Source organism: Actinomadura sp. NPDC048955 (assembly GCF_040649435.1).
GTDB classification, from domain to species: Bacteria; Actinomycetota; Actinomycetes; order Streptosporangiales; family Streptosporangiaceae; genus Spirillospora; species Spirillospora luteofluorescens.
In genome coordinates, this window is sequence record NZ_JBEZJI010000025.1 from 45674 (window position 1) to 67601 (window position 21928).

At 74.9% G+C, this 21928-nt stretch carries 20 protein-coding genes; 15 read left to right on the plus strand and 5 right to left on the minus strand.

Annotation, left to right across the window (positions count from 1 at the left end):
• Window positions 1-7 precede the first annotated feature (7 nt).
• Both AB0C84_RS23510 and moeZ read right to left on the minus strand, forming a co-directional pair.
• A complete protein-coding gene (locus AB0C84_RS23510; RefSeq protein ID WP_361070092.1) occupies window positions 8-2989 on the minus strand; it encodes an alpha-N-acetylglucosaminidase TIM-barrel domain-containing protein in 2982 nt (993 codons plus the stop codon).
• A gap of 213 nt (window positions 2990-3202) precedes the next feature.
• Window positions 3203-4384, minus strand: a complete 1182-nt coding sequence (gene moeZ / locus AB0C84_RS23515) for an adenylyltransferase/sulfurtransferase MoeZ (RefSeq protein ID WP_179843687.1) — start codon at window positions 4382-4384, stop codon at window positions 3203-3205.
• A 219-nt stretch (window positions 4385-4603) separates the two neighbouring features.
• Between moeZ and AB0C84_RS23520 the strand changes: the two genes are divergently transcribed.
• From AB0C84_RS23520 to AB0C84_RS23550, 7 genes are all read left to right on the plus strand, one after another.
• Window positions 4604-4795, plus strand: a complete 192-nt coding sequence (locus tag AB0C84_RS23520) for a hypothetical protein (RefSeq protein WP_179843686.1) — start codon at window positions 4604-4606, stop codon at window positions 4793-4795.
• A 56-nt stretch (window positions 4796-4851) separates the two neighbouring features.
• Window positions 4852-5043, plus strand: a complete 192-nt coding sequence (locus tag AB0C84_RS23525) for a CsbD family protein (RefSeq protein WP_179843685.1) — start codon at window positions 4852-4854, stop codon at window positions 5041-5043.
• Between the two features lie 147 nt (window positions 5044-5190).
• The gene (locus AB0C84_RS23530; protein WP_361069937.1) at window positions 5191-6087 is read left to right on the plus strand and encodes a hypothetical protein; all 897 of its coding nucleotides are present in this window, start codon (window positions 5191-5193) and stop codon (window positions 6085-6087) included.
• Window positions 6088-6152: 65 nt separating this feature from the next.
• A complete protein-coding gene (locus AB0C84_RS23535) occupies window positions 6153-7334 on the plus strand; it encodes a S8 family serine peptidase (protein ID WP_361069940.1) in 1182 nt (393 codons plus the stop codon).
• A gap of 24 nt (window positions 7335-7358) precedes the next feature.
• Window positions 7359-8108 carry a hypothetical protein gene (locus tag AB0C84_RS23540; protein ID WP_361069943.1) on the plus strand — a complete coding sequence of 250 codons (750 nt, stop codon included), beginning with the start codon at window positions 7359-7361 and terminating at the stop codon, window positions 8106-8108.
• A complete protein-coding gene (locus AB0C84_RS23545) occupies window positions 8102-9385 on the plus strand; it encodes a S8 family serine peptidase (RefSeq protein ID WP_361069946.1) in 1284 nt (427 codons plus the stop codon). The genes AB0C84_RS23540 and AB0C84_RS23545 overlap by 7 nt, the downstream gene beginning before the upstream one ends.
• A 4-nt stretch (window positions 9386-9389) precedes the next feature.
• Window positions 9390-9695 (plus strand): MGMT family protein, encoded by a 306-nt coding sequence (locus AB0C84_RS23550; protein ID WP_361069949.1) that lies wholly within the window; start codon window positions 9390-9392, stop codon window positions 9693-9695.
• A 174-nt stretch (window positions 9696-9869) separates the two neighbouring features.
• On the opposite strand, the gene AB0C84_RS23555 is transcribed toward AB0C84_RS23550, so the two are convergent.
• Together AB0C84_RS23555 and AB0C84_RS23560 are read right to left on the minus strand one after the other, a co-directional pair.
• Entirely contained in the window at window positions 9870-10616 is a 747-nt protein-coding gene (locus tag AB0C84_RS23555) for a YoaK family protein (RefSeq protein ID WP_361069952.1), read from the minus strand.
• Between the two features lie 5 nt (window positions 10617-10621).
• Window positions 10622-12268: a hypothetical protein gene (locus tag AB0C84_RS23560; RefSeq protein ID WP_361069955.1), complete on the minus strand. Its 1647-nt coding sequence runs from the start codon at window positions 12266-12268 to the stop codon at window positions 10622-10624.
• 255 nt (window positions 12269-12523) lie between these two features.
• Here AB0C84_RS23560 and AB0C84_RS23565 point away from each other — a divergent pair, with 255 nt between their 5' ends.
• From AB0C84_RS23565 to AB0C84_RS23600, 8 genes are all read left to right on the plus strand, one after another.
• On the plus strand, window positions 12524-14140 hold the full coding sequence (locus AB0C84_RS23565; protein WP_361069958.1) for a gamma-glutamyltransferase: 1617 nt from the start codon (window positions 12524-12526) through the stop codon (window positions 14138-14140).
• Window positions 14133-14600, plus strand: a complete 468-nt coding sequence (locus AB0C84_RS23570) for a RidA family protein (RefSeq protein ID WP_361069961.1) — start codon at window positions 14133-14135, stop codon at window positions 14598-14600. Before AB0C84_RS23565 ends, AB0C84_RS23570 begins: the two co-directional genes overlap by 8 nt.
• Window positions 14593-16029, plus strand: coding sequence for an aldehyde dehydrogenase family protein (locus tag AB0C84_RS23575; protein ID WP_361069964.1), 1437 nt, complete (start codon window positions 14593-14595; stop codon window positions 16027-16029). Before AB0C84_RS23570 ends, AB0C84_RS23575 begins: the two co-directional genes overlap by 8 nt.
• A 23-nt stretch (window positions 16030-16052) precedes the next feature.
• On the plus strand, window positions 16053-16766 hold the full coding sequence (locus AB0C84_RS23580; protein ID WP_361069967.1) for an iron-containing redox enzyme family protein: 714 nt from the start codon (window positions 16053-16055) through the stop codon (window positions 16764-16766).
• Between the two features lie 70 nt (window positions 16767-16836).
• Window positions 16837-17184 carry a Rieske 2Fe-2S domain-containing protein gene (locus AB0C84_RS23585; protein ID WP_361069969.1) on the plus strand — a complete coding sequence of 116 codons (348 nt, stop codon included), beginning with the start codon at window positions 16837-16839 and terminating at the stop codon, window positions 17182-17184.
• A complete protein-coding gene (locus tag AB0C84_RS23590) occupies window positions 17181-18398 on the plus strand; it encodes an FAD-dependent oxidoreductase (RefSeq protein WP_361069972.1) in 1218 nt (405 codons plus the stop codon). The genes AB0C84_RS23585 and AB0C84_RS23590 overlap by 4 nt, the downstream gene beginning before the upstream one ends.
• 9 nt (window positions 18399-18407) lie before the next feature.
• Entirely contained in the window at window positions 18408-18770 is a 363-nt protein-coding gene (locus AB0C84_RS23595) for a non-heme iron oxygenase ferredoxin subunit (RefSeq protein ID WP_361069975.1), read from the plus strand.
• On the plus strand, window positions 18757-20115 hold the full coding sequence (locus AB0C84_RS23600; RefSeq protein WP_361069978.1) for an MFS transporter: 1359 nt from the start codon (window positions 18757-18759) through the stop codon (window positions 20113-20115). The genes AB0C84_RS23595 and AB0C84_RS23600 overlap by 14 nt, the downstream gene beginning before the upstream one ends.
• On the opposite strand, the gene AB0C84_RS23605 is transcribed toward AB0C84_RS23600, so the two are convergent.
• Window positions 20116-21846: a helix-turn-helix domain-containing protein gene (locus AB0C84_RS23605; RefSeq protein WP_361069981.1), complete on the minus strand. Its 1731-nt coding sequence runs from the start codon at window positions 21844-21846 to the stop codon at window positions 20116-20118.
• Window positions 21847-21928 lie beyond the last annotated feature (82 nt).

Below are 21928 nucleotides of genomic sequence, written 5' to 3' on the forward strand. Positions count from 1 at the left end.
GGACGGCTCACCGGGCCGGCGGCGGCGAGGTGCAGGCGAGGGTCGGCACGCCGAACGAGACGGCGTCGAACCAGCGGTTCGCGTCGTACTGGTCGACCTGGAGACGCAGCTGCTGGACGCCCGTCACGTCGACGTCGAGCCGGACCGCCTCCGCTCCGGAGGTCGCGAGCCCGCTGCGCAGCACGCCGGACTCGTGCAGCAGCCGGCCGTCGCCGAAGACCCGGACGACCACGTCGCCGTCGGCCGCGTGGTTCATCGCGTCGTCGATCCCGACGACGGTCGTGAACCTCTGGCAGCCGCGGTTCAGTTCCACGCGCACGTCGGCGTTCGCGTTCGTCCCGAGGCCCTTGCTGTAGGCGGTCCCGTCCAGGCGGATGGGCTTGCCGTCGCCCTCGGGGGTGGCGGGCGTCACGGTGTCGCGGGCCACCGGGTAGATGCCGTCGTGGTTGCGCGCGTAGGAGAACGGCAGGTCGCTGAGCTGGACGCGGCCGTCCGCGGCCACCGGCAGCACGGCGGCCGCCTTGCGGACCACGTGCCGGCCGGCCTGGTCGAACCCGACCGTGACCTGCACCGTGACCTGCGTCGTCCCGTCCGGGAGGTCGCCGGTGCGGTGCAGCGTCCACGACCGCTCCAGCGTGGCGCCGGGATCGATCTCCCCCTGCTCGGGACCGGCGGGACGGGCTTGCACGCCCGCGGGCGCGGCGACGTCGAAGGTCAGCCCGCTCATCGGCGCGAAGAGGTTGGTGTTGGTCACCGAGGCGGCTACCACGGCGGAGCCGGAGACGGACCCCTGCGGGCGCAGCGACAGCCGCAGGTCGTAGACGTCGCCGCTGAGCCGCTGGAGCATCCGGGACGCCTCGGTGTGGGTGTCGCCGACCGGCCTCGTCCGGTACTCGCCGCGGTCCTTCGCCCACGCGTCGGCCATGGCGTACCAGTCGACCGGCGGCGCGGTCGTGCCGGTGCGCAGCTCGGTCTTCAGCCCGTCGAACAGCCGCTCCCATCGCGGCGCGTAGTAGTCGCGCAGCACGCCGGACCACTCGCGGTAGGCGTAGTCGTGCAGGTCGGAGTCGCGGTCGCCCCACGACGTGATCAGCTTGCGCGCCTCGTACTCCAGCTGCGCGGCCTCCCGGGGGTTCGCGGCCGCCTGCCGCGCACGCTGGAGCCACGGCCCGACCATGTGGAACCGGTCGGTGCCGGTGAGGTCGTCGAGGGCCCTGACGTAACCGGTCCAGACGCCGGCCAGCCGGGAGAACTCGGCGAGGTCGCGGGCCTGGTAGGCGGCGTTGATCTGCGGCAGCAGGGTCCGGGACCGGTCGTCGGCCGCCGCGCGGGCCACCTCCACCAGGTCGTAGCGGTAGGCGTCGCCGCGCCGCAGCGACGGGCGGACGGCCAGCAGCGCGGGCAGGGCCCGGGCGAACGCGGCGGGGTCGTAGGCGAACGCGGCCTGCGCCCACCGGTGCGGCCTGGTCGTCGCCAGGTTCGGTTCCGCGGCGAAGAGCCCGCCGTGCCCGGACGAGCGGCCGCCGGTCGGGGGGATCGCGTACGCGGTGCCGGCCAGCACCCGCCAGGCGGCGCGGGCCTGCGGGTCGACGCCCCCGTAGCGGGCGTCGGCGTACTCGTCGAACCACCGGTGGAGGTCGACGGGGCCGTCATGCCAGGGCAGCTCGGCGAGGAACTCGACCGCGACCGGGTTGTTGTAGCTCGCCTCCGGCATGATCGCGATGCCGTCCAGGGCGCCTCCCGGCCGTGCCCGCCAGTCCCAGAACCGCTCGTTCCATGCCTTGATCGGCGCGCCGACGGTGGAGTTGCCGCCGAAGTTCCAGATCGATCCGAAGGCGTACGGCGCGCCCTTCCAGTCGGCGTCGCGGTCGACCTTGAGCGCCCGGTCGGACAGGCCGTCCACCACGAGCATCCTGCTCCGGTCGACGGCGGCCATGGTCTCGGGGCGCGGGTTGCTCTGCCAGCCGAGGATCACCCAGGTCGCTCCCGGGTGCGCCTTCTCCAGCGCGGCCTGGACGGCGACCGAAGCCTGGCCCACGGGGATGGAGCCGGCCTTCCCGCCCTCGTGCAGCAGGTCCATCTTGTACATCGTCGATCGGCCGAGCAGCCGGTCCTGGACCCCGTAGAACCGCTCGGCGACCTGGGCGAACACCGGGTTCGTCGGCGCCAGCCAGTCGGGCCGGGCGATGCCCTCCCAGGTGCCCTGCGGCACGGTCACCGCGCCGGGGTTGCGGGTGGCGAAACCGGCCGGGACGGTGCCGAAGTAGCCCGGGAGCACCGGCGTGATGCCCAGCCGCCGCATCCGGTCGGCGATCCTGCGGCCGAGCTCCGCGCGGGCGCGGATCTGGTCCTCGCTGACCGGCGAGGTGAAGTTGGACATGTTCTGGAGCAGCCACCACGGCTGGTAGCCGGCGCCCGGGATCCACCCGCGCAGCTCGTCCGCCGAGTAGCCGTACGACTTCAGCGTCTCGTAGTACACGGCCTCGGTGCCGACTGGCATGAACATCTCGTTGACGCCGTGAAGGGCGTAGACGTCGATGAGCCGTTCCCAGTCCTCGAACGTCCGGTACGGCCCGGAGTACCCGTCCTCGGTGTCGTTCCCGGCGAACCGGTGCTTGACGGCGGACGACCTCTCGATCGGCTGCGCCGGCAGGGGGAGCCGCCTCGGAAGGTCGAGCTGGTCGCCGGTCCACGAGATGTCGGCCTTGGCCGTGTGCTTGAGGTACCAGTTGAAGCCCATCAGCAGCGCCGGCGTGCTGCTGCCCGCGATGACCAGCCGGCGCTGCCGGGCGGAGACCCGGAAGGTGTCCTTGCCGCCGGTGCCGGGCATGGTCGCCAGGCTCACCTGGGCCGCGTACCGCGCCCCCACCAGCCGGCCGATCGCGTCGCGGGCCGGCCGGACGTCGAAGGCCGGACGGCCGAGGGGCGCCGCCTCCGCCGACGCGATGCCCCCCGGCAGCACGCCGAGGGTGAGCAGTACGCCCACCACCCCGGCCAACGCGGCCCGCCGTCTCCGTTGGTTCCTGCGCCGTCGTATCACGGTCGCGTCCCTTCGCCGGGTTTTGATCGTGATCCAAACTAAATACCGGCGATCACGCGGTCAAGATCTGGACCGCGGCTTTTCCGGCGGCGGTGCCGGACGGGGCCCGGACAGCGGAAGGCCCCCGGACCCGGGACGGGTTCGGGGGCCTTCCGGCGGGCGTCAGTAGGACGGGAGGCTGGGGTCGATCTGGTTGACCCAGGCCAGGACGCCGCCGCCGACGTGGACGGCGTCGCCGAAGCCGGCGTTCTTCACGACGGCGAGGGCCTCGGCGGAGCGGACGCCCGACTTGCAGTGCAGGACGATCTTCTTGTCCTGCGGCAGGCGCTCCAGGGCGGAGCCGTTCAGGAACTCGCCCTTGGGGATGAGCGTGGCGCCCGGGATCGCGACGATCTCGTACTCGTTGGGCTCGCGGACGTCCACCAGGAAGATGTCATCGGCGCGGTCCTGCATGGCCTTGAGGTCGTGCACGGAGATCGTGGAGTCCCGGACCGCCTCGGCGGCCTCGTCGGAGACCGCGCCGCAGAACGCCTCGTAGTCCTCCAGCAGCTCGGTCTGCGTCGGGTTCTTGCCGCACAGCGGGCACTCGGGGTCCTTGCGGACCTTGACCGAGCGGTAGGTCATCTCCAGGGCGTCGTAGACCATCAGCCGGCCGACGAGCGGCTCGCCGATGCCGGTCAGCAGCTTGATGGCCTCGTTCACCTGGATGGAGCCGATCGACGCGCACAGCACGCCGAGCACCCCGCCCTCGGCGCAGGAGGGCACCATGCCGGGCGGCGGCGGCTCGGGGTAGAGGCAGCGGTAGCAGGGGCCGTGCTCGGCCCAGAACACCGACGCCTGGCCGTCGAACCGGTAGATCGAGCCCCACACGTACGGCTTGCCCAGCAGAACGGCGGCGTCGTTCACCATGTAGCGGGTGGCGAAGTTGTCGGTGCCGTCCACGATCAGGTCGTAGCCGGAGAAGATGTCCATGATGTTGTCGCGGTCGAGCGCGGTGTCGTGCACCACCACGTCGATCAGCGGGTTGATCTCACGGACGGTCTCGGCGGCCGACTCGACCTTGGGCTTGCCGAGCGAGGACTGCCGGTGGATGATCTGCCGCTGCAGGTTGGACTCGTCCACGACGTCGAAGTCGATGACGCCGAGGGTGCCCACCCCGGCGGCGGCCAGGTAGAGCAGGGCGGGGGAGCCGAGGCCGCCCGCGCCGACGACCAGGACCTTGGCGTTCTTGAGGCGCTTCTGCCCGGCCATGCCCACGTCGGGAATGATCAGGTGCCGCGAGTAGCGGTTGACCTCGTCGCGGGTGAGCTCCGGGGCGGGCTCGACCAGAGGTGGCAACGACACGGTGAATGCTCCTGTGCTGGCGCTCGACGTTGAAGGACGGCGGGACGTCATCGTCCTCCCAGGGCACAACCTTGCCATGTGCTGCGGCATTCCCGGCAGGCGCCCGCCGGACGGTTGCCCGTGTCTCACCCGGTACCGGAATGGATCGCCATAAAAGGGGCACCGTACGGGCGCGAGGCCGGCGACCGGACCGGCCGCGGGTGAGGAGAGGTGACGGGCATGGGTTTCATGAAGAGGCTCAAGGGGGAGCGGGCCGGGCGCCGGACGGCGGGGAGGCGGCGCAAGCCGAGCCCGCGCGAGCAGCGGGCGGCGATGCGCACGGAGCAGGCCGAGGCGAAGCTCCTGGAGACCGAGGCCCTCATCCACGAGGAGGCGGAGCGGCTGCGCCGCGGCACCCGGACGACCGCATAATCCGGGCTATCGGGGGCATAGCCGGTTGTACGACTCTCCGTACAGGAGGAGGAACCATGGGTTTCCTCGACAAGTTGAAGAACAAGGCGCAGCAGGCCAAGGGCCGGGGCAAGGAGGAGGCCGGGCGGCAGTCCGGCGACCCCTACCTGGAGGCCGAGGGCAAGAGCGACCGCGCGTCCGGCGGCGCCAAGCAGGCCGGCGAGAAGGTCAAGGACGCCGCCAAGGAGGCGAAGCGCTCCGTCGAGTGAGCCGCGGACCCGACCTCTGACCGCGGTACCGTGCGGACCGGGGCCCCTCCGAGGAGGGGCCTCCTCCGTTGCTCCGGCGGAGGAGTGCAGGCCGCCTTCGCGGGATGACAGGCGGAATGTCGTGAAGCGCCGTTAATCTTGGCTGTTGTGGCATTCCTGCCCCCCTCCCAGCAGCCGCCCCCGCCGCGGTCCCCGCACCCGCCCGGCATGCCCGGCGGCCTCCGCCCGCCCGGACCACCCGGTCCGCCCGCGCGCCCGTTCGGCGCGCCGCCGCGACCGGCGGGCACGGGCGGGCCGCCGACGGTCCTCGGGCTGACCGGCCGGCAGTGGATGGTCGCGGCGCTGGTCGTCGGCTGCTGCTACCTCGTCGCCACGGGGATCTCCTTCCTCGGGACGTGGACGACCCTCAAACGTGAGCCCACGAACGCCGAACTCCAGATCGCCGCCAACAAGGAGGTCGCGCGGCGCTGGGAGGCGTGGCCCGCGAGGCGCGTGTTCCCCGACCGGCTCAGCTACCGTCCGACGGGCAACCACACCGAGTACGCGTCCCGGACGGGGATCGTCCCGGACGCCGGCTGCGTCCAGGGCGTGGACGAGGAGATCGCGACGACGATCACCAGGCACGGCTGCCTGGCCGTCCTGCGCGCGACCTACGTCGACCAGTTGCAGGGCGTCGCCGTCACCGTCGGCGTGGTGGCGTTCCCCGACCCGTGGAAGGCCGACCGGGCCTTCAAGGAGCTCCCCGGATCGAAGGGCCCGGACGGGACGGGCTCCGTCCGCCCCGCCCTGCGCGCCGCCGCGTTCCCGGGCACGGCGTCCGCCCGCTTCACCGACGAGGCCCGGCAGGACCGGACGATCGACCGCGGCGGCCCCTACGTCGTGCTGACCGCCTCCGGCCAGGCCGACGGGCGCCCCGCCTCCGTGATCAAGAAGGAGCGTCCGGGCGAGCCGTTCGCGGTGTCCCCGCAGATCGCCCACACGATCGCGCGGGCGCTGTCGGCCAAGGCGCTGCCCGACTGCGACCTGCCCGAGTGGCGATGCTGAGGCGGGCCCGGGGGAGGGGAGAGCGGACGAGGCGACGGAGCCTGCCCGCGGCGGTGGGAGCGGCGGTGCTGGCCGGGAGCTGGCTGATGCCCGTCCACGCGCACGCGGACGTGGTCAGGGACGCCCAGCGTCCCATCCTCGCGCTGCTCGGCATGGAGACCGCCTGGAAGGTGACCAGGGGCGCCGGGGTGACGGTCGGGGTCGTCGACTCGGGCGTCGACCCCACGCAGCCGGACCTGCGCGGCAAGGTCACCGTCGGCCCCAACATGCTCGCCGCGATCGACGCCGGGACGACGCCCGCGCGGCTCCACGGCACCGGGATGTCGACGCTGATCGCCGGGCGGGGGCACGGCCCCGGCGGCCGCTCCGGGGTCATCGGCATGGCCCCGCAGGCGCGCATCCTCGCCGTCCGGACCATCGGCGAGCCGGAGGACGCCAGCTACCGCCGCTTCCGGGCTGCGGGCAGCGCGAACGGCGCGGTGGCGCGCGGCATCCGCTACGCCGCCGACCACGGCGCCGACGTCATCAACCTGTCGCTCGGCAGCGGGGACGACGACCCCGCCGAGCGCGAGGCCGTCTCCTACGCCATCGGCAAGGGCGTCGTGGTGGTCTCGGCCGTCGGCAACGACGGCGACGAGGACCGGCTGCTGGACGGCGACGGGTTCGCGCCGTACTTCTACCCGGCGTCCTTCCCGGGCGTGATCGCGGTCGCGGCGACCGAGCCCGGCCACACCCGCGCGCCGTTCTCCAACCGCAACTACTCGGTGCTGCTGTCGGCGCCGGGCACGGGCCTGCCCGTCGGGGCGCCGGGCGGCCGGTACCTCGCGAGCTCCGGCACCAGCGACGCCAGCGCGATCGTCGCCGGGATCGCGGCGCTGATCCGCGCGAAGCACCCCCGGATGGCGCCCGCGCTGGTCGCCCAGGCGCTGATCCAGAGCACCCGGCACGGCCCGTCGGGCGGCTACGACCCGAACGTCGGGTTCGGGGAGGTGCACGCGGCCCGCGCCCTGTCCGCGGCGGACTCGCTGGCCACGGCGTCGCCCGGCCCGGCGCAGGCCAAGCCCGCCGGGCAGCGGTTCGGGAAGGAGGACCCCGGCCCGGTGGAGGTCATCGAGCGGCCCTTCTGGGTCCGCCCGCTGATCATCGTGATCGTGCTCATCGGGCTCGGCGGGACGGCCGGGGGGATCGCGCTCGCGGTCGCGTTCCGGCGGCGCCACCCCGGGCGGCCGCCCGCCGCCCCGTCCTGACCCGCCTTGGGCTACGCTCCGCTGGTGTCGCGCGCCGAGATCTCCGCCCCGGACGGCGAGCCGGAACCGGGCGGACGGAGCGTCTCCCGCAGAACGGCCGCGCTGGTCGCGGCCCTGGCGTGCGCGACGGTCCTCGCCGTCGCCGGGGTGCGGCTGACCGCCGAGCTGACCCGCGCCCCGACCCCGGCCGAGCGCGCGGCGGCCGCGGCGGCGGAGCCGTCCGGCCGCTACCGGACCTGGACCGCCGGGCGGATCTTCCCCGCGGGCCTGCCCTACCGGCTCGGCCAGGCGTCCGCCGAGACGGCCCGCCGGGTGGGGATCGGCCCCGACACCCGCTGCGAGACGGCCGTGGACGACGCGTTCGCGCGGACCCTCACCGCCCGCGGCTGCCGCGCCGCGCTCCGCGCCACCTACCTCGACCAGGCGCAGGGGCTGGCGGTCACGGTCGGCGTGATCGTGTTCCCGGACGAGCGGGCCGCGCGCGAGGCCGTCGCCTGGTTCCCGTCTAGGAGGCAAGGGCCGGGGCTCCGTGCGCTGCCGTTCCCGGGCTCGGTGGCCGCCCGGTTCGGCGACACCGCCCGGCAGGCGTCCAGCGCCGCGCAGCGCGGCCCGTACGTGGTCGCGGCGACCGCCGGTTACGCCGACGGACGTCCCGCGATGCGCGGCTCCCCGGCCGACGCGGCCGAGCTGGCGCCGCAGCTCGTCCAGGGCGTCCTGCGGCCGCTGACCGCGCCCGCCCCGGTCCGCTGCGGGGCCCGGGAGTGGCGGTGCTGAGGCGCTGGGCGGTGCTGAGGAGCGTGACCGCCGGGGCCGCCGCGCTGGCGGTGGCCGCGGCCCCCGCCGCCCCGCCGGCCCGCGCCGCCGGACCCCGAAGCGCCGCGCTCGCCTCCGACCCGGTGCGGGACGGGGTCACGCCCGTCCTGGAGTCCCTGAACGTGCCGCGCGCCTGGGCGGCGTCCAGGGGCGGCGGCGCGACCGTCGCCGTCCTCGACTCGGGCGTGGACGCGGGGCAGGCCGACCTCGCGGGCTCCGTCACCACCGGGCCCGACTACACGCGCGGCGCGAACCCGCCCGGCGTCGCGCCCAAGCGGCTGCACGGCACCAACATGGCGTCGATCATCGCCGGGCACGGGCACGGCCCCGGCGGCGCCGAGGGGGTCGTCGGCGTCGCGCCCGAGGCGCGGCTGCTGTCGCTGCGGGTGATCCTGGAGCGCGACGAGCCGGGCTTCGCGGAGTTCACCGGTGGCGGGCGCTACACGGGCACGATCGCCCAGGGCATCCGGTACGCCGTCGACCACGGCGCCGACGTGGTCAACCTGTCGCTCGGCCGCTCCTACCCCACGCCGCGCGAGCGCGACGCCGTCGCCTACGCGATCAGCCGGAACGTCGTCGTGGTCGCCGCCGCGGGCAACAGCGGAGCCGAGGACGACCCCCGCGGGGTGGGAGGCCGGTCCGCCCCGCCGCGCGGGACGCGGCGCCCCGGGGGCGGCGGGTCCGCCGAGTACTTCTACCCGGCGTCGTTCCCCGGCGTGATCTCCGTGGCCGCCGTGGACGCGCGGGGCCGGCGCGCCGGGTTCTCCAACCGCAACTCCGGCGTCGTCGTGTCCGCGCCCGGCGTTCAGATCATCGGCGCGGGCCCGGACGGCCGGTACTGGATCGGGGACGGCACGAGCCCGGCGACCGCGTTCGTGTCCGGCGTCGCCGCGCTCATCCGGTCGCGCCACCGCGGCCTCGCCCCCGCGCTGGTCACGCAGGCCATCGTGGCGAGCACCGGGAACCGCCCGGCGCGCGGCTACGACCGGGGCGTCGGGTTCGGGCGGGTCGACGCCGCCGCCGCGCTCGCCGCGTCCGACACCCTGGCGGCGGCGCGGACGGGCGGCGCGGGACTGCCGGCCGGGAAGCGGTTCGCGACCGGTCCGGTCCGTCCCGTCCAGGTCGTGCACCGCTCGGGCGTGCTCGTCCTCACCTACCTGCTGATCTGCGCGCTGGCCCTGCTCGGCCTGGCGGGCGCCGCCGTCCTGCTGCGCGCCGAGCGCGAACCTGGAGAATGAGCGGATGTGGTCGGAACCTGACGAGTACGCCGAGGCGGTGCTGGACGCGGTGGAGCGCATCCCGCCGGGCCGCGTCCTGTCCTACGGCGACGTGGCCGAGCTGGTCGGGCGGGGCGGGCCGCGGCAGGTCGGGCGCGTGATGTCGCTGTACGGGGGCGCCGTCCCGTGGTGGCGGGTGATCCGCGCGGACGGGAACCCGCCGAGCGGCCACGAGCTCCAGGCTCACGAGAACTACCGCGCCGAGGGGACGCCGCTGCGCCCGGACGGCCGCCGCGTCGACATGGCCCGCGCCCGCTGGGACGGCCCCTAGGCTGTGTTTTCACAGTCCCGGCCCACTTCGCTCGCCTGGCGGCTCGCTACGTGACCGGTACTGGGCGAACGCGGCATCGCTTCGCGATCCGCCCGGCTCCGCTCGCCTCCGGCTTCGCTCCACCGGCCAGGTCACGCGTTCGCGCGCTTGACCGGAGCCACTTCGAGACAGGCCCTAGGACGTCCGGGCGGGGTGCAGCCGGAACGCGCCGGCGATCACCACGGCCAGCACGGCGGGACTGACGGCCGCGGCCGCGACGGGGGCGCGCGTCATCAGCGCGCCCGCCACCGCCGCCCCGGCGGCGAGGCTGAGGATCACCGCGGTCCGCAGCCCGGCCGCCGCGCCCCGCCCCACCGCGAGACCGCCCATCATCGAGGTCAGCGTCCCGGTGACGAACGTGGTCGTGATCCCGTCGGCGGACATGCTGCGCGCCGCGGCCGTCTGCGCGCCCATCGCCACCGACGACAGGGCGATGAGGGCGAGCAGCCCGGCGCCGTGCGGCTCGGCGCCCGCCGCGGCCCAGCCCGCGAGGAACGCGGTCTGCAGCGCCAGCACGAACGCCAGGACGGCGGTGACGCGGGGCGGCCACACCCGCCCGGCCGCGGCGCGTCCCGCGATGAGGAACCCGGCGAGCAGGCCGAGCGCGAACGCGAGCGTCGCGGCGCCGCACCGGGCCAGGTCGGCGCCGTTCCCCTCGCCGGCGGCGAGGCCGAACAGCACGATGTTGCCGGTCATGTTCGCGGTGAAGACCTTCTCCATGCCGAGGAACCCGACGACGTCGGTCGTCCCGGCGCCGAAGGTGAGCAGCACCAGCAGCACGGCGCGCCGCCGGAGGGCGGCGCCGGGCGGCGGGCCCCCCGCCGCCGCGGCGGGCGCGGCGGCGGGGGCGGGATCGGACAGGCCGGAGGACGCGGTCACCATGCTCCCTAGTAGATGATCAGACCGGCGACCGTGGCGACGACCAGTCCGGCGATCACGGGCAGGAACGAGCGGCGGACGAGGTCGAGCACCGGGACGCGGGCGAACCCGGCCACCGCGATCAGCGACGACCAGGCGATCAGCACGCCGCCGCCGGCCCAGATGCAGCCCATCTGCCCGATCGCGGCGAGCAGCGCCGGGTCCACGCCCGAGGCGGGGCCGAGCGAGCCGGCCAGCGATCCTGTGAGCGGCAGCCCGGAGAACCCGGACCCGTCCAGCCCGGTGACCATCCCGATGACCAGCACGCCGAAGCCGACGACGTACTGGCTGTCGGGGATCGCGTCCTGCATCCGGACGACGGCGTCGAACAGGAAGCCGGGCGCCTGCGCGCCCTCCTCCATGCCCATGATCTTCCCGGCGAAGTCGGCGTTGCCGATGAAGAAGAACCCGGCGATCGGGATCACGACCCCCATCGCCTTCATCGCGAAGACCAGACCGTCCACGATGTGGTCGGCGCACCGCTCCAGGCTGCCCCGCCCGTCCTTGGCGATCGCGGCGGCCAGCAGCAGCGCCGTGGCGACCCCGCCGACGAGCGCGGCGGCGTCCCCGCCCACCACCTCGGGGACGAGCCCGGTGAACTTGCCCAGCATCATGTAGCCGACGAGCCCGATCAGGGCCAGCGGCACGATCGCGGCGAACGCCTTGGACCGCCTGGGGCAGTCGGCGCCCGGCTCGTCGCCGCCGTCCATCGACGACAGCGCCCGCCGCGTCATCTCGTCAGACGCCTCGCCCGCGTCGCCGGGCCCGCCGGAACGGGGGCCGGGCACGGTGGGCGAGCCACCGCCCGGCCCGGACCCGGGCCCGTGGTCGAGAACGGCCACGCCGCCGTCCCCGCCGCCCGCCGCGGCCGGCTCCGGCTGCAGGACGCGCCGCCGCGGCAGCACGCGGATGAGCGAGCGGCGCGGCGCCGGCGCCTCCAGCTCCGACTCCCCGGCCTCCCAGCGTTCGAGCAGCGCCGCGTCGGGCCCGCGGAACTCCGAGCGCGTCATCAGGTAGCCGATGCCGAGCGCGACCAGGCCGGTGATGAGGGACAGCACCATGGCGCGGTCGGCGACCGCGCCGGTCTCCACCCCGGCGGCCTTCGCCGACAGGCCGGGCGCGACCTGGATGACGTAGTCGCTGGACAGCGCCATGCCCTGCCCGGCGATCGCGATCGCGACGCCCGCGCCGATCGGCGGCAGCCCCGCGGCGATCGCGGCGGGCAGCAGGATGGCGCCCATCAGCGGCACCGCCGGCGTCGGCCAGAAGAACAGGCTGATCGCGTAGGTGACGGCGGCGAGCACCCAGAAGGCGGAGTGGCCGGACCGCATGACGACGCGGAACGGCTCCACCATGCGGCGGTCGGCGCCGAGCGCGCGCAGCGACCCGAGCAGCGCGGTGACCAGCGCGATGATGAGGAAGATGCTGAACAGCTCGGACGCCGCGGTGAGGCTGGCGTTGAAGATGGACTCCAGTCCCGTGACGAGGCTTCCGGTGAACACCCAGGCGGTGAGGAACGTCGCGGCCACCGCGGGGATGACGACGTTCTTGCGGGCGATCATGACGGCGATGATGACGACGATTCCGGACAGATAGATCCAGTGAGCGGCTTCCAAAGGACGCCTCCTCCCTGTACGCGCCCTCTGCGAGGCCGACGGGCGCAACGATTGCAGAGAATCTGCTCGATCGGTCCGAGGTGAACAATGAGGAACGTGCACACTACGCGCTTGGTCATTTTGTGCACCATGCCGGTCGTCCGGCGAGCGAAGCAGCGGTGTGCGGGACCGGTGTGCACGGTGCCCAAGGAATCTGCCGGATCTTCGGCGATCGATCCGTATCGGCGCTGATCGGGGGCCGCCGACACTGGCGGCATGTCAGAGCGCAGCCCCTTCGGCCTCCCGGATCGCGGCCCGGCCGTCGCGTCCGGCGGCATGGTCGCCTCCAGCCATCCGGCGGTGAGCCTGCTCGGCGCGCGGATCCTCGCCGGCGGCGGGAACGCCGTGGACGCCGCGCTGGCGATGGCCGCCCTGTCCTGGCTCGCGCTGCCCGGCCAGTGCGGGGCCGGCGGCGACGCGTTCGCCCTGCTGCGCCGCCCGGACGGCAGCGTCGCCGCGTTCGGCGGCAGCGGCTTCGGCCCGGACGGCGGCGAGCCCGCCTTCTACCGCGACCGCGGCCTGGCCGCCGTCCCGCTGGAGGGCGCGCTCGCCGTCGCGACCCCCGGCGCGGTCGCCGCGCTCGCCGCCCTGCACGCCGACTCGGCCTCCCGCGGGCTGCCCGACCTGTGGGCGCCCGCGATCGCCGCCGCCGAGGACGGCCTGCCCTGCACCCGCAAGACGTGCGCCGACATCGTCGAGCGCCGCGACGCGCTGGCCCGCGACCCCGGCACGGCCGAGGTGTTCCTTCCCGGCGGCCGCGTGCCCGCCGTCGGCGAGCCGATCGTCCAGCGCGACCTCGGCGCCTCGCTCCGCAGGCTGGCGGACGACCCCGCCGACCTGTACTCCGGCGCCCTCGCCGAACGCTCCGTGGACGCCCTCGTCGACGCGGGGGCGCCGTTCTCCGGCTACGAATGGATGGCGGGCGGCCGGTCGGTCCCCGAAGCGGCGCTGACCTGCGACTACCGGGGGACGACCGTCCACCTGACCCCGCCGCCCACGCCCGGCTGGATGGTGGCGCAGCAGGCGGGCCTCTGCGACGGCGCCCTGTCCGGCCTGCCGTGGCTGTCGGCTGAGGCGGTCCACCGGCTGGCGTCCGCCGCCCGCGTCGCCTTCGCCGACCGGTTCGCGGGGTGCGGCGACGGCAGCGACCACTGGCGCGGGCTGCTCGCGCCGTCCGCGCTGGAGGCCGCCCGCGCCCGCCTCGACGCCGGCGACCTCCCGGCGGGCCTCCCGTCGCCGGTCCCCGCGGGCGGCGACACCACCTCCATGGTCGCCGTGGACGCGGAGGGCCGCGCGGTCAGCCTCATCCACTCGCTCGCCTTCACCTTCGGCGCCCGCGTCACCGTCCCGGGGACGGGCATCGTCCTCAACAACCGGCTCGGCCGCGGCGCCTACCTCATCGACGGGCATCCCAACGAGGTCCGTCCTCGCCGCCGCCCGCTGCACACACTGAACGCCTGGCTCGTCACCGGCTCCTCCGGGGGTCTCCTGCACGTCGGCAACACCCCCGGCGGGGACGGCCAGGTCCAGTGGAACGCCCAGTTGCTGTCCCACCTGCTCGACCACGGCCATGACCCCGCGACCGCCGTCGCCGCGCCGCGCTTCACCGTCCATCCGGGCAGCGACGCCGACGTCCTCGAAAGCCCGCCCGAACTGCGCGTCGAGTCCCGGCTCGGGGCGGAACGCATCGAGGCGCTCCGCGCGTCCGGGCACGACGTCGCCGTCCAGGGCGCGTGGGACGCGGGCGGCAGCGCCCAGATCGTCTCCGTCGCGGACGGCGCCCTCCTCGGCGCGTCCGACCCTCGCCAGGACGGGGTGGCCCTCGGTGTCTGAGCTTCCCGCCATGCCCCGCCCCCAGGGCGCCTACGTCCCGGCGGTGGCGGTACCGATCCGCCCGGGCGACGTCCTGGTCGCCGGCGCGGGGATGACACCGCGCCGGGACGGCCGCCTGACCGTGACGGGCCTCGTGGGCCGCGACCTGGACGTTCCCGCCGCGCGCGAGGCCGCCGCTCTCGCCGCCCGCAACGCCGTGGCAGCGGTCGCGGACGGAGACCTCGGCCGCGTCCGGCGGTGGGTCCGGATGACGGTCTACGTCGCCTGCGCCGGCGGGTTCACCGACCTGTCGGCCGTCGCGGACGGCGCCTCGGCCGCCCTGGACGCGCTGGCGCCGAGGCTCGGCCGCCCCGCCCGCAGCGCCGTCGGCGTCCGCGCCCTCCCCGGCGGCGCACCCGTGGAAGTCGAGCTCACGGCGATCGCCGGTGACCCGGAGAAGGAGTCGAGCGACCATGCATGAGGGGCTGAATCTCGTCGGAGGCGAATGGCGCCCGGCGAAGGACGGCATGACGTTCCGGCGAAGCAATCCGGCGGAACTCGGCGAGATCGTCGGGGAGTTCCCCGAGTCGTCGGCCGCCGATGTCGAAGCCGCCGTCGGCGGAGCGGTCGAGGGCGCCGCCGAATGGGCCGAGGCCTCCGCGGACAAGCGCTCGGACGTCCTGGAGGCGGCGGCGCGGTGGCTGGAGGAGCGCGCGGGCGAACTCGTCTCCGAACTGGTGCGGGAAGAGGGCAAGACGCGCGCAGAGGCGGCCATGGAGGTGTCCCGCACCTCGCGGAACCTGCGCTTCTACGCGGGGGAGGCCCACCGCATCACCGGCCAGAGCCACCCGGCGGGCGACGGCGGGATCGTCTACACGCGGCGCGAGCCCGTCGGGGTCGTGGGCGCGATCACGCCCTGGAACTTCCCGCTGAACATCCCGTCCCGCAAGATCGGGCCCGCCCTCGCGGCCGGCAACGCGGTGGTGTTCAAACCGAGCCCGGTGACGCCCCTGCTGGCGCAGCGGCTCGTGGAGGCGCTGCTGGCGGGCGGGCTGCCGTCGCGCGCGATCGCGCTGGTGCACGGCGGCGCCGAGGCGGGGGCCGCGCTGGCGGCGGACGGGCGCGTCAAAGCCGTGACGTTCACCGGCTCCACCCGGGCCGGCCGCGCCGTCCACGCGGCGGTCGGGCCGTCGCGCCGCGCGCAGCTGGAGATGGGCGGCAAGAACCCGGTGGTCGTCCTGGACGACGCCGACCTGGAACGCGCCACGCAGATCATCGTCAAGGGCGCGTTCGGGCTGTCCGGGCAGGCGTGCACCGGGACGAGCCGGGTCATCGCGCACGACGCCGTCCACGACGAGCTGCTCGAACGCGTGGCGCGCGCCGCCGAGGCGCTGACCGTCGGGAACGGCCTGGACGACGGCGTCGACCTCGGGCCGCTCGCCGCGGACTTCCAGCTGGAGAAGTTCCTCGACTACGTGCGGATCGGCGAGGAGGAGGGCGCCGAGCTCGTCACCGGCGGGCGGCGCCTCCCCGGCGACGGGTACTTCGTGCGGCCGGCCGTCTTCGGCGCGGTGGCGCCGGCCATGCGGATCGCCCGCGAGGAGATCTTCGGGCCGGTGCTGGCCTTCCAGCGGGCGTCCGGCCTCGACGAGGCCGTCGCGCTGGCCAACGGCACCGACTACGGGCTGTCGGCCGGGATCGTCACCCGCGACACCGGCCGGGCGCTGGAATTCGCGCGGCGCTCCGAAAGCGGCCTGGTGAAGGTGAACCAGCCGACCTCCGGAATGGCGATGACGGTGCCGTTCGGCGGGCTCAAGGAATCCAGTACGCAGACGTTCAAAGAGCAGGCCGGACCTTCGATGATGCTCTTCTACACGCAAGAGAAAAGCGTCTACATCTCACCCCGGTAAGAAACCCGAGAAGGGATCAGGAAATGGCAGAGCTGCTGTCGAAGGACGCGTTCCGCGCCGAGCTGCAGAACGCGATCAAGGGCCGTGAGGCCAAGAACGCCTCGTTCAGCAAGGCGTGGGCGGACGGCGAGCTGAAGCGCGAGCACTTCGCCCGCTGGGCGGAGAACCACTACCACTACGTGGGGCCGTTCGCCGACTACCTCGCCTACGTCTACGCCAACACGCCCGACGAGTTCACCGGCGCCAAGGACTTCACGCTCCAGAACATGTACGAGGAGGAGCTCGCCGACATCCGGCACACCGACCTCCTCATCCGGTTCGCCGAGGCGTGCGGCACCACCCGCGAGCGCGTCGAGGACCCGTCCAACATGAACGCCATCACCCGCGGCCTCCAGGCGTGGTGCTACGCGGTCGCGATGCGCGAGCACTTCGTGGTCGCGACCGCCGCCCTCGTGGTCGGCCTGGAGTCGCAGGTGCCGAGCATCTACAAGAAGCAGATCGTGCCGCTGCGCGAGGTGTACGGGTTCACCGAGGACGAGATCGAGTTCTTCGACCTGCACATCACCTCCGACGTGGTGCACGGGGAGCGCGGCTACCAGATCGTCCTCGACCACGCCGACACGCCGGAGCTCCAGGAGCGCTGCCTCCGGCTGTGCCGGTGGGGCGCGGAGATGCGGTTCTCCTACACGCAGGGCCTTTACGACACCTACGTCAAGCCCGACCTGGTCAGCGCCTGATCCGAGTCCGGCCCGGCGGCGGGGCGGGCGCCCCCGCCCCGCCGCCGGCCATCCAGCAGGGAGGACGACCGTGGAGCAGCAGACGGGCGAGTGGGTGCGGGCCGCCGCGCTCGCCGAGGTGCGCAGGCGCAGGCGCCTCGCGGTGACCGTCGGGGGACGGCGGATCGCGCTCTTCCTGGTCGGCGACGACGTCTACGCGCTGGACGACGTGTGCGTCCACAAGCAGCGGTCGCTGTCCAAGGGGGCCGTCCTGAACGGGCGGGTCATCTGCCCCGGGCACCAGTGGGTGGTCGACCCGGAGACCGGCGAGATCGAGGGCCGGGACGAGTGCCAGCCGAGCCATGCCGTGCGCGTCGACGGCGACGACGTCTACGTCGACCCGCGGCCGAGGATCCCTTCCGAGGAGCACCCCTCATGAGAGATGTCATCGTGGCGGGGGCGGGGCAGACCGCCGCGGTCGCCGCCCGCACGCTGCGGCGCCGCGGCTTCGACGGCCGCGTCACGCTCGTCGGCGCCGAGCACGAGGCCCCCTACCAGCGACCGCCGCTGTCCAAGGAGTACCTGGCGGGGGAGCAGGACCGCGACGAGCTGTGCCTGCTCACCCCGCAGTGGTGCGAGGCCAACGACGTGGAGCTGCGGCTCGGCGTCGCGGCCGCCGCGATCCGTCCCGCCGAGCGGGCCCTGGAACTGGCGGACGGCACCGCGCTCCGGGGCGACGCCCTGCTCATCGCCACCGGCGGGCGCCCCCGGCGGCTTCCCCGCGTCGAGGGCGAGCGCGTCCGCCACCTGCGCACCGTCGCCGACGCCGACCGGCTCCGCGCCGACCTGCGGCCGGGCGCGCGGGTCGTGGTGATCGGCGCCGGGTTCATCGGCTGCGAGGTCGCCTCCACCGCGCTCGACCGCGGCGCGCACGTCACGATCGTCGAGCAGGCCGGGCGGCCGCTCGGGCACGTCGTCGGCGAGTTCATGGGCGACGTGATGGCCGCGATGCTCCGCACGAACGGCGTCGACCTGCGCACCGGCGAGAAGGTCGAGCGGTACGAGGAGACCGCGTCCGGCGCCGTCGTCACCACCAGCGGCGGGACGGCCCTGGAGGCGGACGTGGTCGTCGTCGGCGCCGGGATGGTCCCGAACGTCGAGCCCGTCACCGGCGCCGGGATCGAGACGTCCGGCGGCATCGCGGTCGACGAGTACTGCCGCACCCGCGTGGCCGGCGTCTACGCCGCCGGCGACGTGGCCTGCCAGTGGCGGCCGACCCTCGGGCGGCACGTCCGCGCCGAGCACTTCGACAACGCCAACGCGCAGGGCATGGCGGCGGCCAAGAACATCCTCGGCGGCGCGTCGGCGCACACGGCTCCGCCGTGGTTCTGGTCCGACCAGTTCGGTCACGCCGTCCAACACGCGGGGCACGGCGAGGGCACCGACCGGCTCGTCGTCCGGGGGCGCGTCGAGGACTACGACTTCATCGCGTTCTACCTCGCCGGCGGTGTGCTGCGCGCCGCGTTCACGGTGGACCGCGGCGGCGACCTCGCGATCGCCCGGCAGTTGATCGCCTGTGAGGCCGCCGTGGACGCCGACGCCCTGCGCGACGAGGACGCCGACCTGACCGACCTGCTCGACACACTCAGCTAGGAGCGACCGATGGAATACCAGCGCGTGGCCCGCTCGGGGCAGGTGCCCGAGGGCGTCGTCCGCCGCTTCTTCGTGGGCGAGGCGGAGGTCGCCGTCGCCCGCTGGGACGGCGAGGTGCACGCCATGTCGAACTACTGCACCCACCTGGACTGCCTGCTGTCGTCCGGGCGGGTCACCGAGGACGGGCTGCTGTGCTCGTGCCACGGCAGCGTCTTCGACTTCGGGTCCGGTGAGCCGATCACCCCGCCCGCGACCAGGCCGATCAGGGTGTACCCGGTGAAGGAGGAGGACGGGGAGATCCTCGTGCACCTCCCCCCGGAGGACGCCGCGGGCGGCGGGCCCCGACGGCGGCGGCCCGTTGGCCGAGCCTGACCCGGGGGACGGGCGCGGCGCGGGACGCGGGCCGTGGACGGCGCTCGTCCCGCTGCTGCTCGGCACGTTCACCGGCACCGTCGCCAACACGATCGTCAACGTCCCGCTGACGCTGATCCTGCGCGACCTGGACGCGTCGATCTCCTCCGGCACCCTGGTCGTCGTCGGGTTCACGCTCCCGTTCGCCGTGCTGCTGCCGCTGTCGGGGTGGCTCGGCGACCGCTGCGGCCCCCGCCGGGTGTTCCTCGCCGCGATGCTGCTGCTCGGGATCGGCTCGGCGGGCGCGGGGCTCGCCGGCGACCTGGCCTCCCTGGTCGCGATGCGCGCCGTGCAGGGCGTCGCGACCGCCGCGATGCTGCCCGCCGTCATGGCGCTGATCGCGTCGCTGTTCGGCGGCGGGCGGCGCGGCCGCGCCCTCGGGCTGTGGGCGGCGGCCAACGGCGTCGGCCAGGCGGCCGGGCCCACGCTCGGCGGCGGCCTGGCCACCTGGTTCGGCTGGCACGCCGTGTTCTGGCCGGTCGTGCCGCTGTGCGCCGCCGCCGCGGCGCTGGCCGTCCGGTTCGTCCCGGCGGGGCGGGCGCGGCGCGTCCCGCTGGACTGGCGCGGCGCGGCCCTGCTGACCCTCGCCGCCGGGCTCGGTCTCGGCGCCACCTCCGCCGCCGCGACCCTCGGCGCGACCTCGCCGCTCGTCTGGGGCGGCGTGCTCGCCGGCCTCCTCACCTCCGCCGCCTACGCCGCGTCCTCGCGCGGGCGGCCCGACGCGTTCCTGCCGCCCCGGCTGCTGCTGGAGGCCCGCTACCTGCGCTCGTGCCTCAGCGTCCTCGCGCAGATGTTCTGCCTGGGCGCCACGCTGCTCGCCGTCCCCGTCTACCTGACCACGCAGCGCCACACCGGCACCCTGTACGCGGGGGCCGTCCTGCTGAGCCTGCCGGTCGTGATGTCGGTGCTGGGGCCGGTCACGGGCGTCCTCATGGAACGGCTGTCGCCGCGCGCCGTGCTGCGCGGCGGCCTGCTCGTCCTCATCGCGGGGCAGGGGCTCGTCGCCGCCGTCCTCGCCGCGTCCTGGACGGTCCCGTGGCTGCTCGCCGCGCTCGCCCTGACCGGCGCCGGCGTCGCGTTCGTCCAGACGCCCGCCGCGACCGGCGCCACCCGCTCGGACGCCGGCCGCCGCGGCGCCGGACTCGGCCTGTTCAACCTGCTGCGCTTCGGCGGCTCCGCCCTCGGCGCCGCGTGGGTCGGCGCCGTCCTGGACCAGGCCCCCGCCTTCGGCGTCATGTTCGCGGTGTGCGCCGCGACCGCCGCGCTCGGCCTGCTGGCGTCCTTCGCCGGCCCCGACCCCGCCTGATCAGCCGGGCGCGGCGGCCGGCGGGGCCATCTCGTCGTCGAGGGTGCCGGTGACGGTCGTCAGCGTGTCGATGTGGTGCGCCAGCCAGAACATGAACTGCGCGTCGGCCGAACGGATGTCCATGCGCAGCGCGCGGGACGCCCGGTCGAGCTTGTAGAGCATCGTGTTGCGGTGCAGGCCGAGGTCGCGCGCCGCCGCGTTCAGGTTCCCCGACGTCCTGATGTAGGCGAGCACGATCTTCTCCAGGTCGCCGCCGTTGGCGCGGCGCAGCGGCGCCAGGGTCTCGCGGGCGAACGACTTGGCCTCCGCGCTGCGCGCCACGTCCTTCAGCGCCGCGAACACCCGCAGGTCGTCGTAGCCGCAGACGGATTCGGCGGCGGTGTGCCACGCGAGGCCCATCGTCAGCCGCGCCTCGTGGTACGAGGACGCGACCCCCGCGGCGCCCTGCCCCGGGCGGCCGTGCGCGACCCGCAGGTCGTCGCCGAGGTGCGGGCGCAGCGCCCGGTGCAGCCGCTCGGCGAACCGGGCGGCGTCCGCGCGCTGCCCGATCGGGTCCCGCCGCTCCGGGACCTGCTGGATCACCACGATCGTCGAGCTGATCGCGGCGGTCAGCGCGCACCCGCCCGGTTCGAGGTTCTGCGCGGTGCGCGTCGCCGCCACCGTCCGGCGCAGGTAGTCGCGGCCGACCGGCAGCAGCGACGCCGCCGCCACCACGTGCACGGCGAAGTGCCCGTCCACGTCGAAGCCGTGGTGGCGGGCCCGCGCGCCCAGTTCGTGGGAGTCGGCGAACCGGCCGTGGACGAGCGCCTCCACGAAGTCGCCGCGCGCCCGCTCCTCGGCCGCCCGCACCGACCGCTGCCGCAGCATCTCCGACCCGATCAGCGTCGCGCCGTGCTCGGCCACCACGCGGTGCTGCGCCAGGTCGTGCGGGTCGGGCGGGCACGCCGGCTCCACCATCACCATCCGGCCGAACACCTGCCCGCCCACCAGGACCGGCGTGACGATCACGTGCACGGGCGAGCCGTCCGGGTCGGGACGCGGCCGCGCCTCGATCGCCCGAGCGCTCTCCTCGTCGTCCCCGAGGCTCTCGGGGAGGGCGGCCAGCAGCGCGTCCGGATCCGTCGGCGCGGCGCCCGGCGCCTCCTCCCAGGCGAGGCGCTCGCCGTCGGCGTCGCAGATGAGGACGCCGCAGTGCGACAGCCCGACCACCGCGCGGGCCATGGCGGGCACCCCCGGGCCGCGCGCGAGGACCTCCGCGAGCGTGCGGTGCACCCGCGACCCGTACTCCAGGATGTGCGCGGACTGCGCGAGCGCCTTCTGCCCGATGAGCCGGCTCACCGCCCGGTAGTCGGCCTCCGCGGGCAGCGCCAGCAGCGGAACGCCCGCGGCCTCGGCGGCCCGCGCCGCCGCGTCGAGGTCGGAGTCGACCCCGGGCGGCCGCCACGCCAGCAGCGCCGCGGCGTCCCGCCGGACGAGGTCCCCCACCACGGCCGCGGCCTCCTCCGGCGTGGCCACCGCCGTCACCGGCAGATGGACGGCGACCCCGGCGAGGTCGCGGTCGGGGTCGCCGGCGCAGCGGCGGGTCTCCGAGAGCGGGAGGCACCAGCCGACGCCGCGCTCCAGGCCCTCCCGGCCGGCGACGAGCGTGCCGCGCAGCAGCGGCTCGGCCAGGAGCGTCCCGACGGGCAGATGCCCGTCGGCGGTCGTGACGATCGCAGGGTGATGTGCCATGTGCCCACATCCCGTCGGGTTCGTTCGGCGAAGTGTACATAGCCCCGATGGACGCGGTCCTTCGAGACTGACGGGGTGGGAA

Coding starts and splice junctions, on each gene's coding strand:
- AB0C84_RS23520 (WP_179843686.1), top strand. CDS start 4,604: ATGGGTTTCATGAAGAGGCTCAAGGGGGAGCGGGCCGGGCGCCGGACG.
- AB0C84_RS23525 (WP_179843685.1), top strand. CDS start 4,852: ATGGGTTTCCTCGACAAGTTGAAGAACAAGGCGCAGCAGGCCAAGGGC.
- AB0C84_RS23550 (WP_361069949.1), top strand. CDS start 9,390: ATGTGGTCGGAACCTGACGAGTACGCCGAGGCGGTGCTGGACGCGGTG.
- AB0C84_RS23555 (WP_361069952.1), bottom strand. CDS start 10,616: ATGGTGACCGCGTCCTCCGGCCTGTCCGATCCCGCCCCCGCCGCCGCG.
- AB0C84_RS23565 (WP_361069958.1), top strand. CDS start 12,524: ATGTCAGAGCGCAGCCCCTTCGGCCTCCCGGATCGCGGCCCGGCCGTC.
- AB0C84_RS23575 (WP_361069964.1), top strand. CDS start 14,593: ATGCATGAGGGGCTGAATCTCGTCGGAGGCGAATGGCGCCCGGCGAAG.
- AB0C84_RS23580 (WP_361069967.1), top strand. CDS start 16,053: ATGGCAGAGCTGCTGTCGAAGGACGCGTTCCGCGCCGAGCTGCAGAAC.
- AB0C84_RS23590 (WP_361069972.1), top strand. CDS start 17,181: ATGAGAGATGTCATCGTGGCGGGGGCGGGGCAGACCGCCGCGGTCGCC.
- AB0C84_RS23595 (WP_361069975.1), top strand. CDS start 18,408: ATGGAATACCAGCGCGTGGCCCGCTCGGGGCAGGTGCCCGAGGGCGTC.
- AB0C84_RS23605 (WP_361069981.1), bottom strand. CDS start 21,846: ATGGCACATCACCCTGCGATCGTCACGACCGCCGACGGGCATCTGCCC.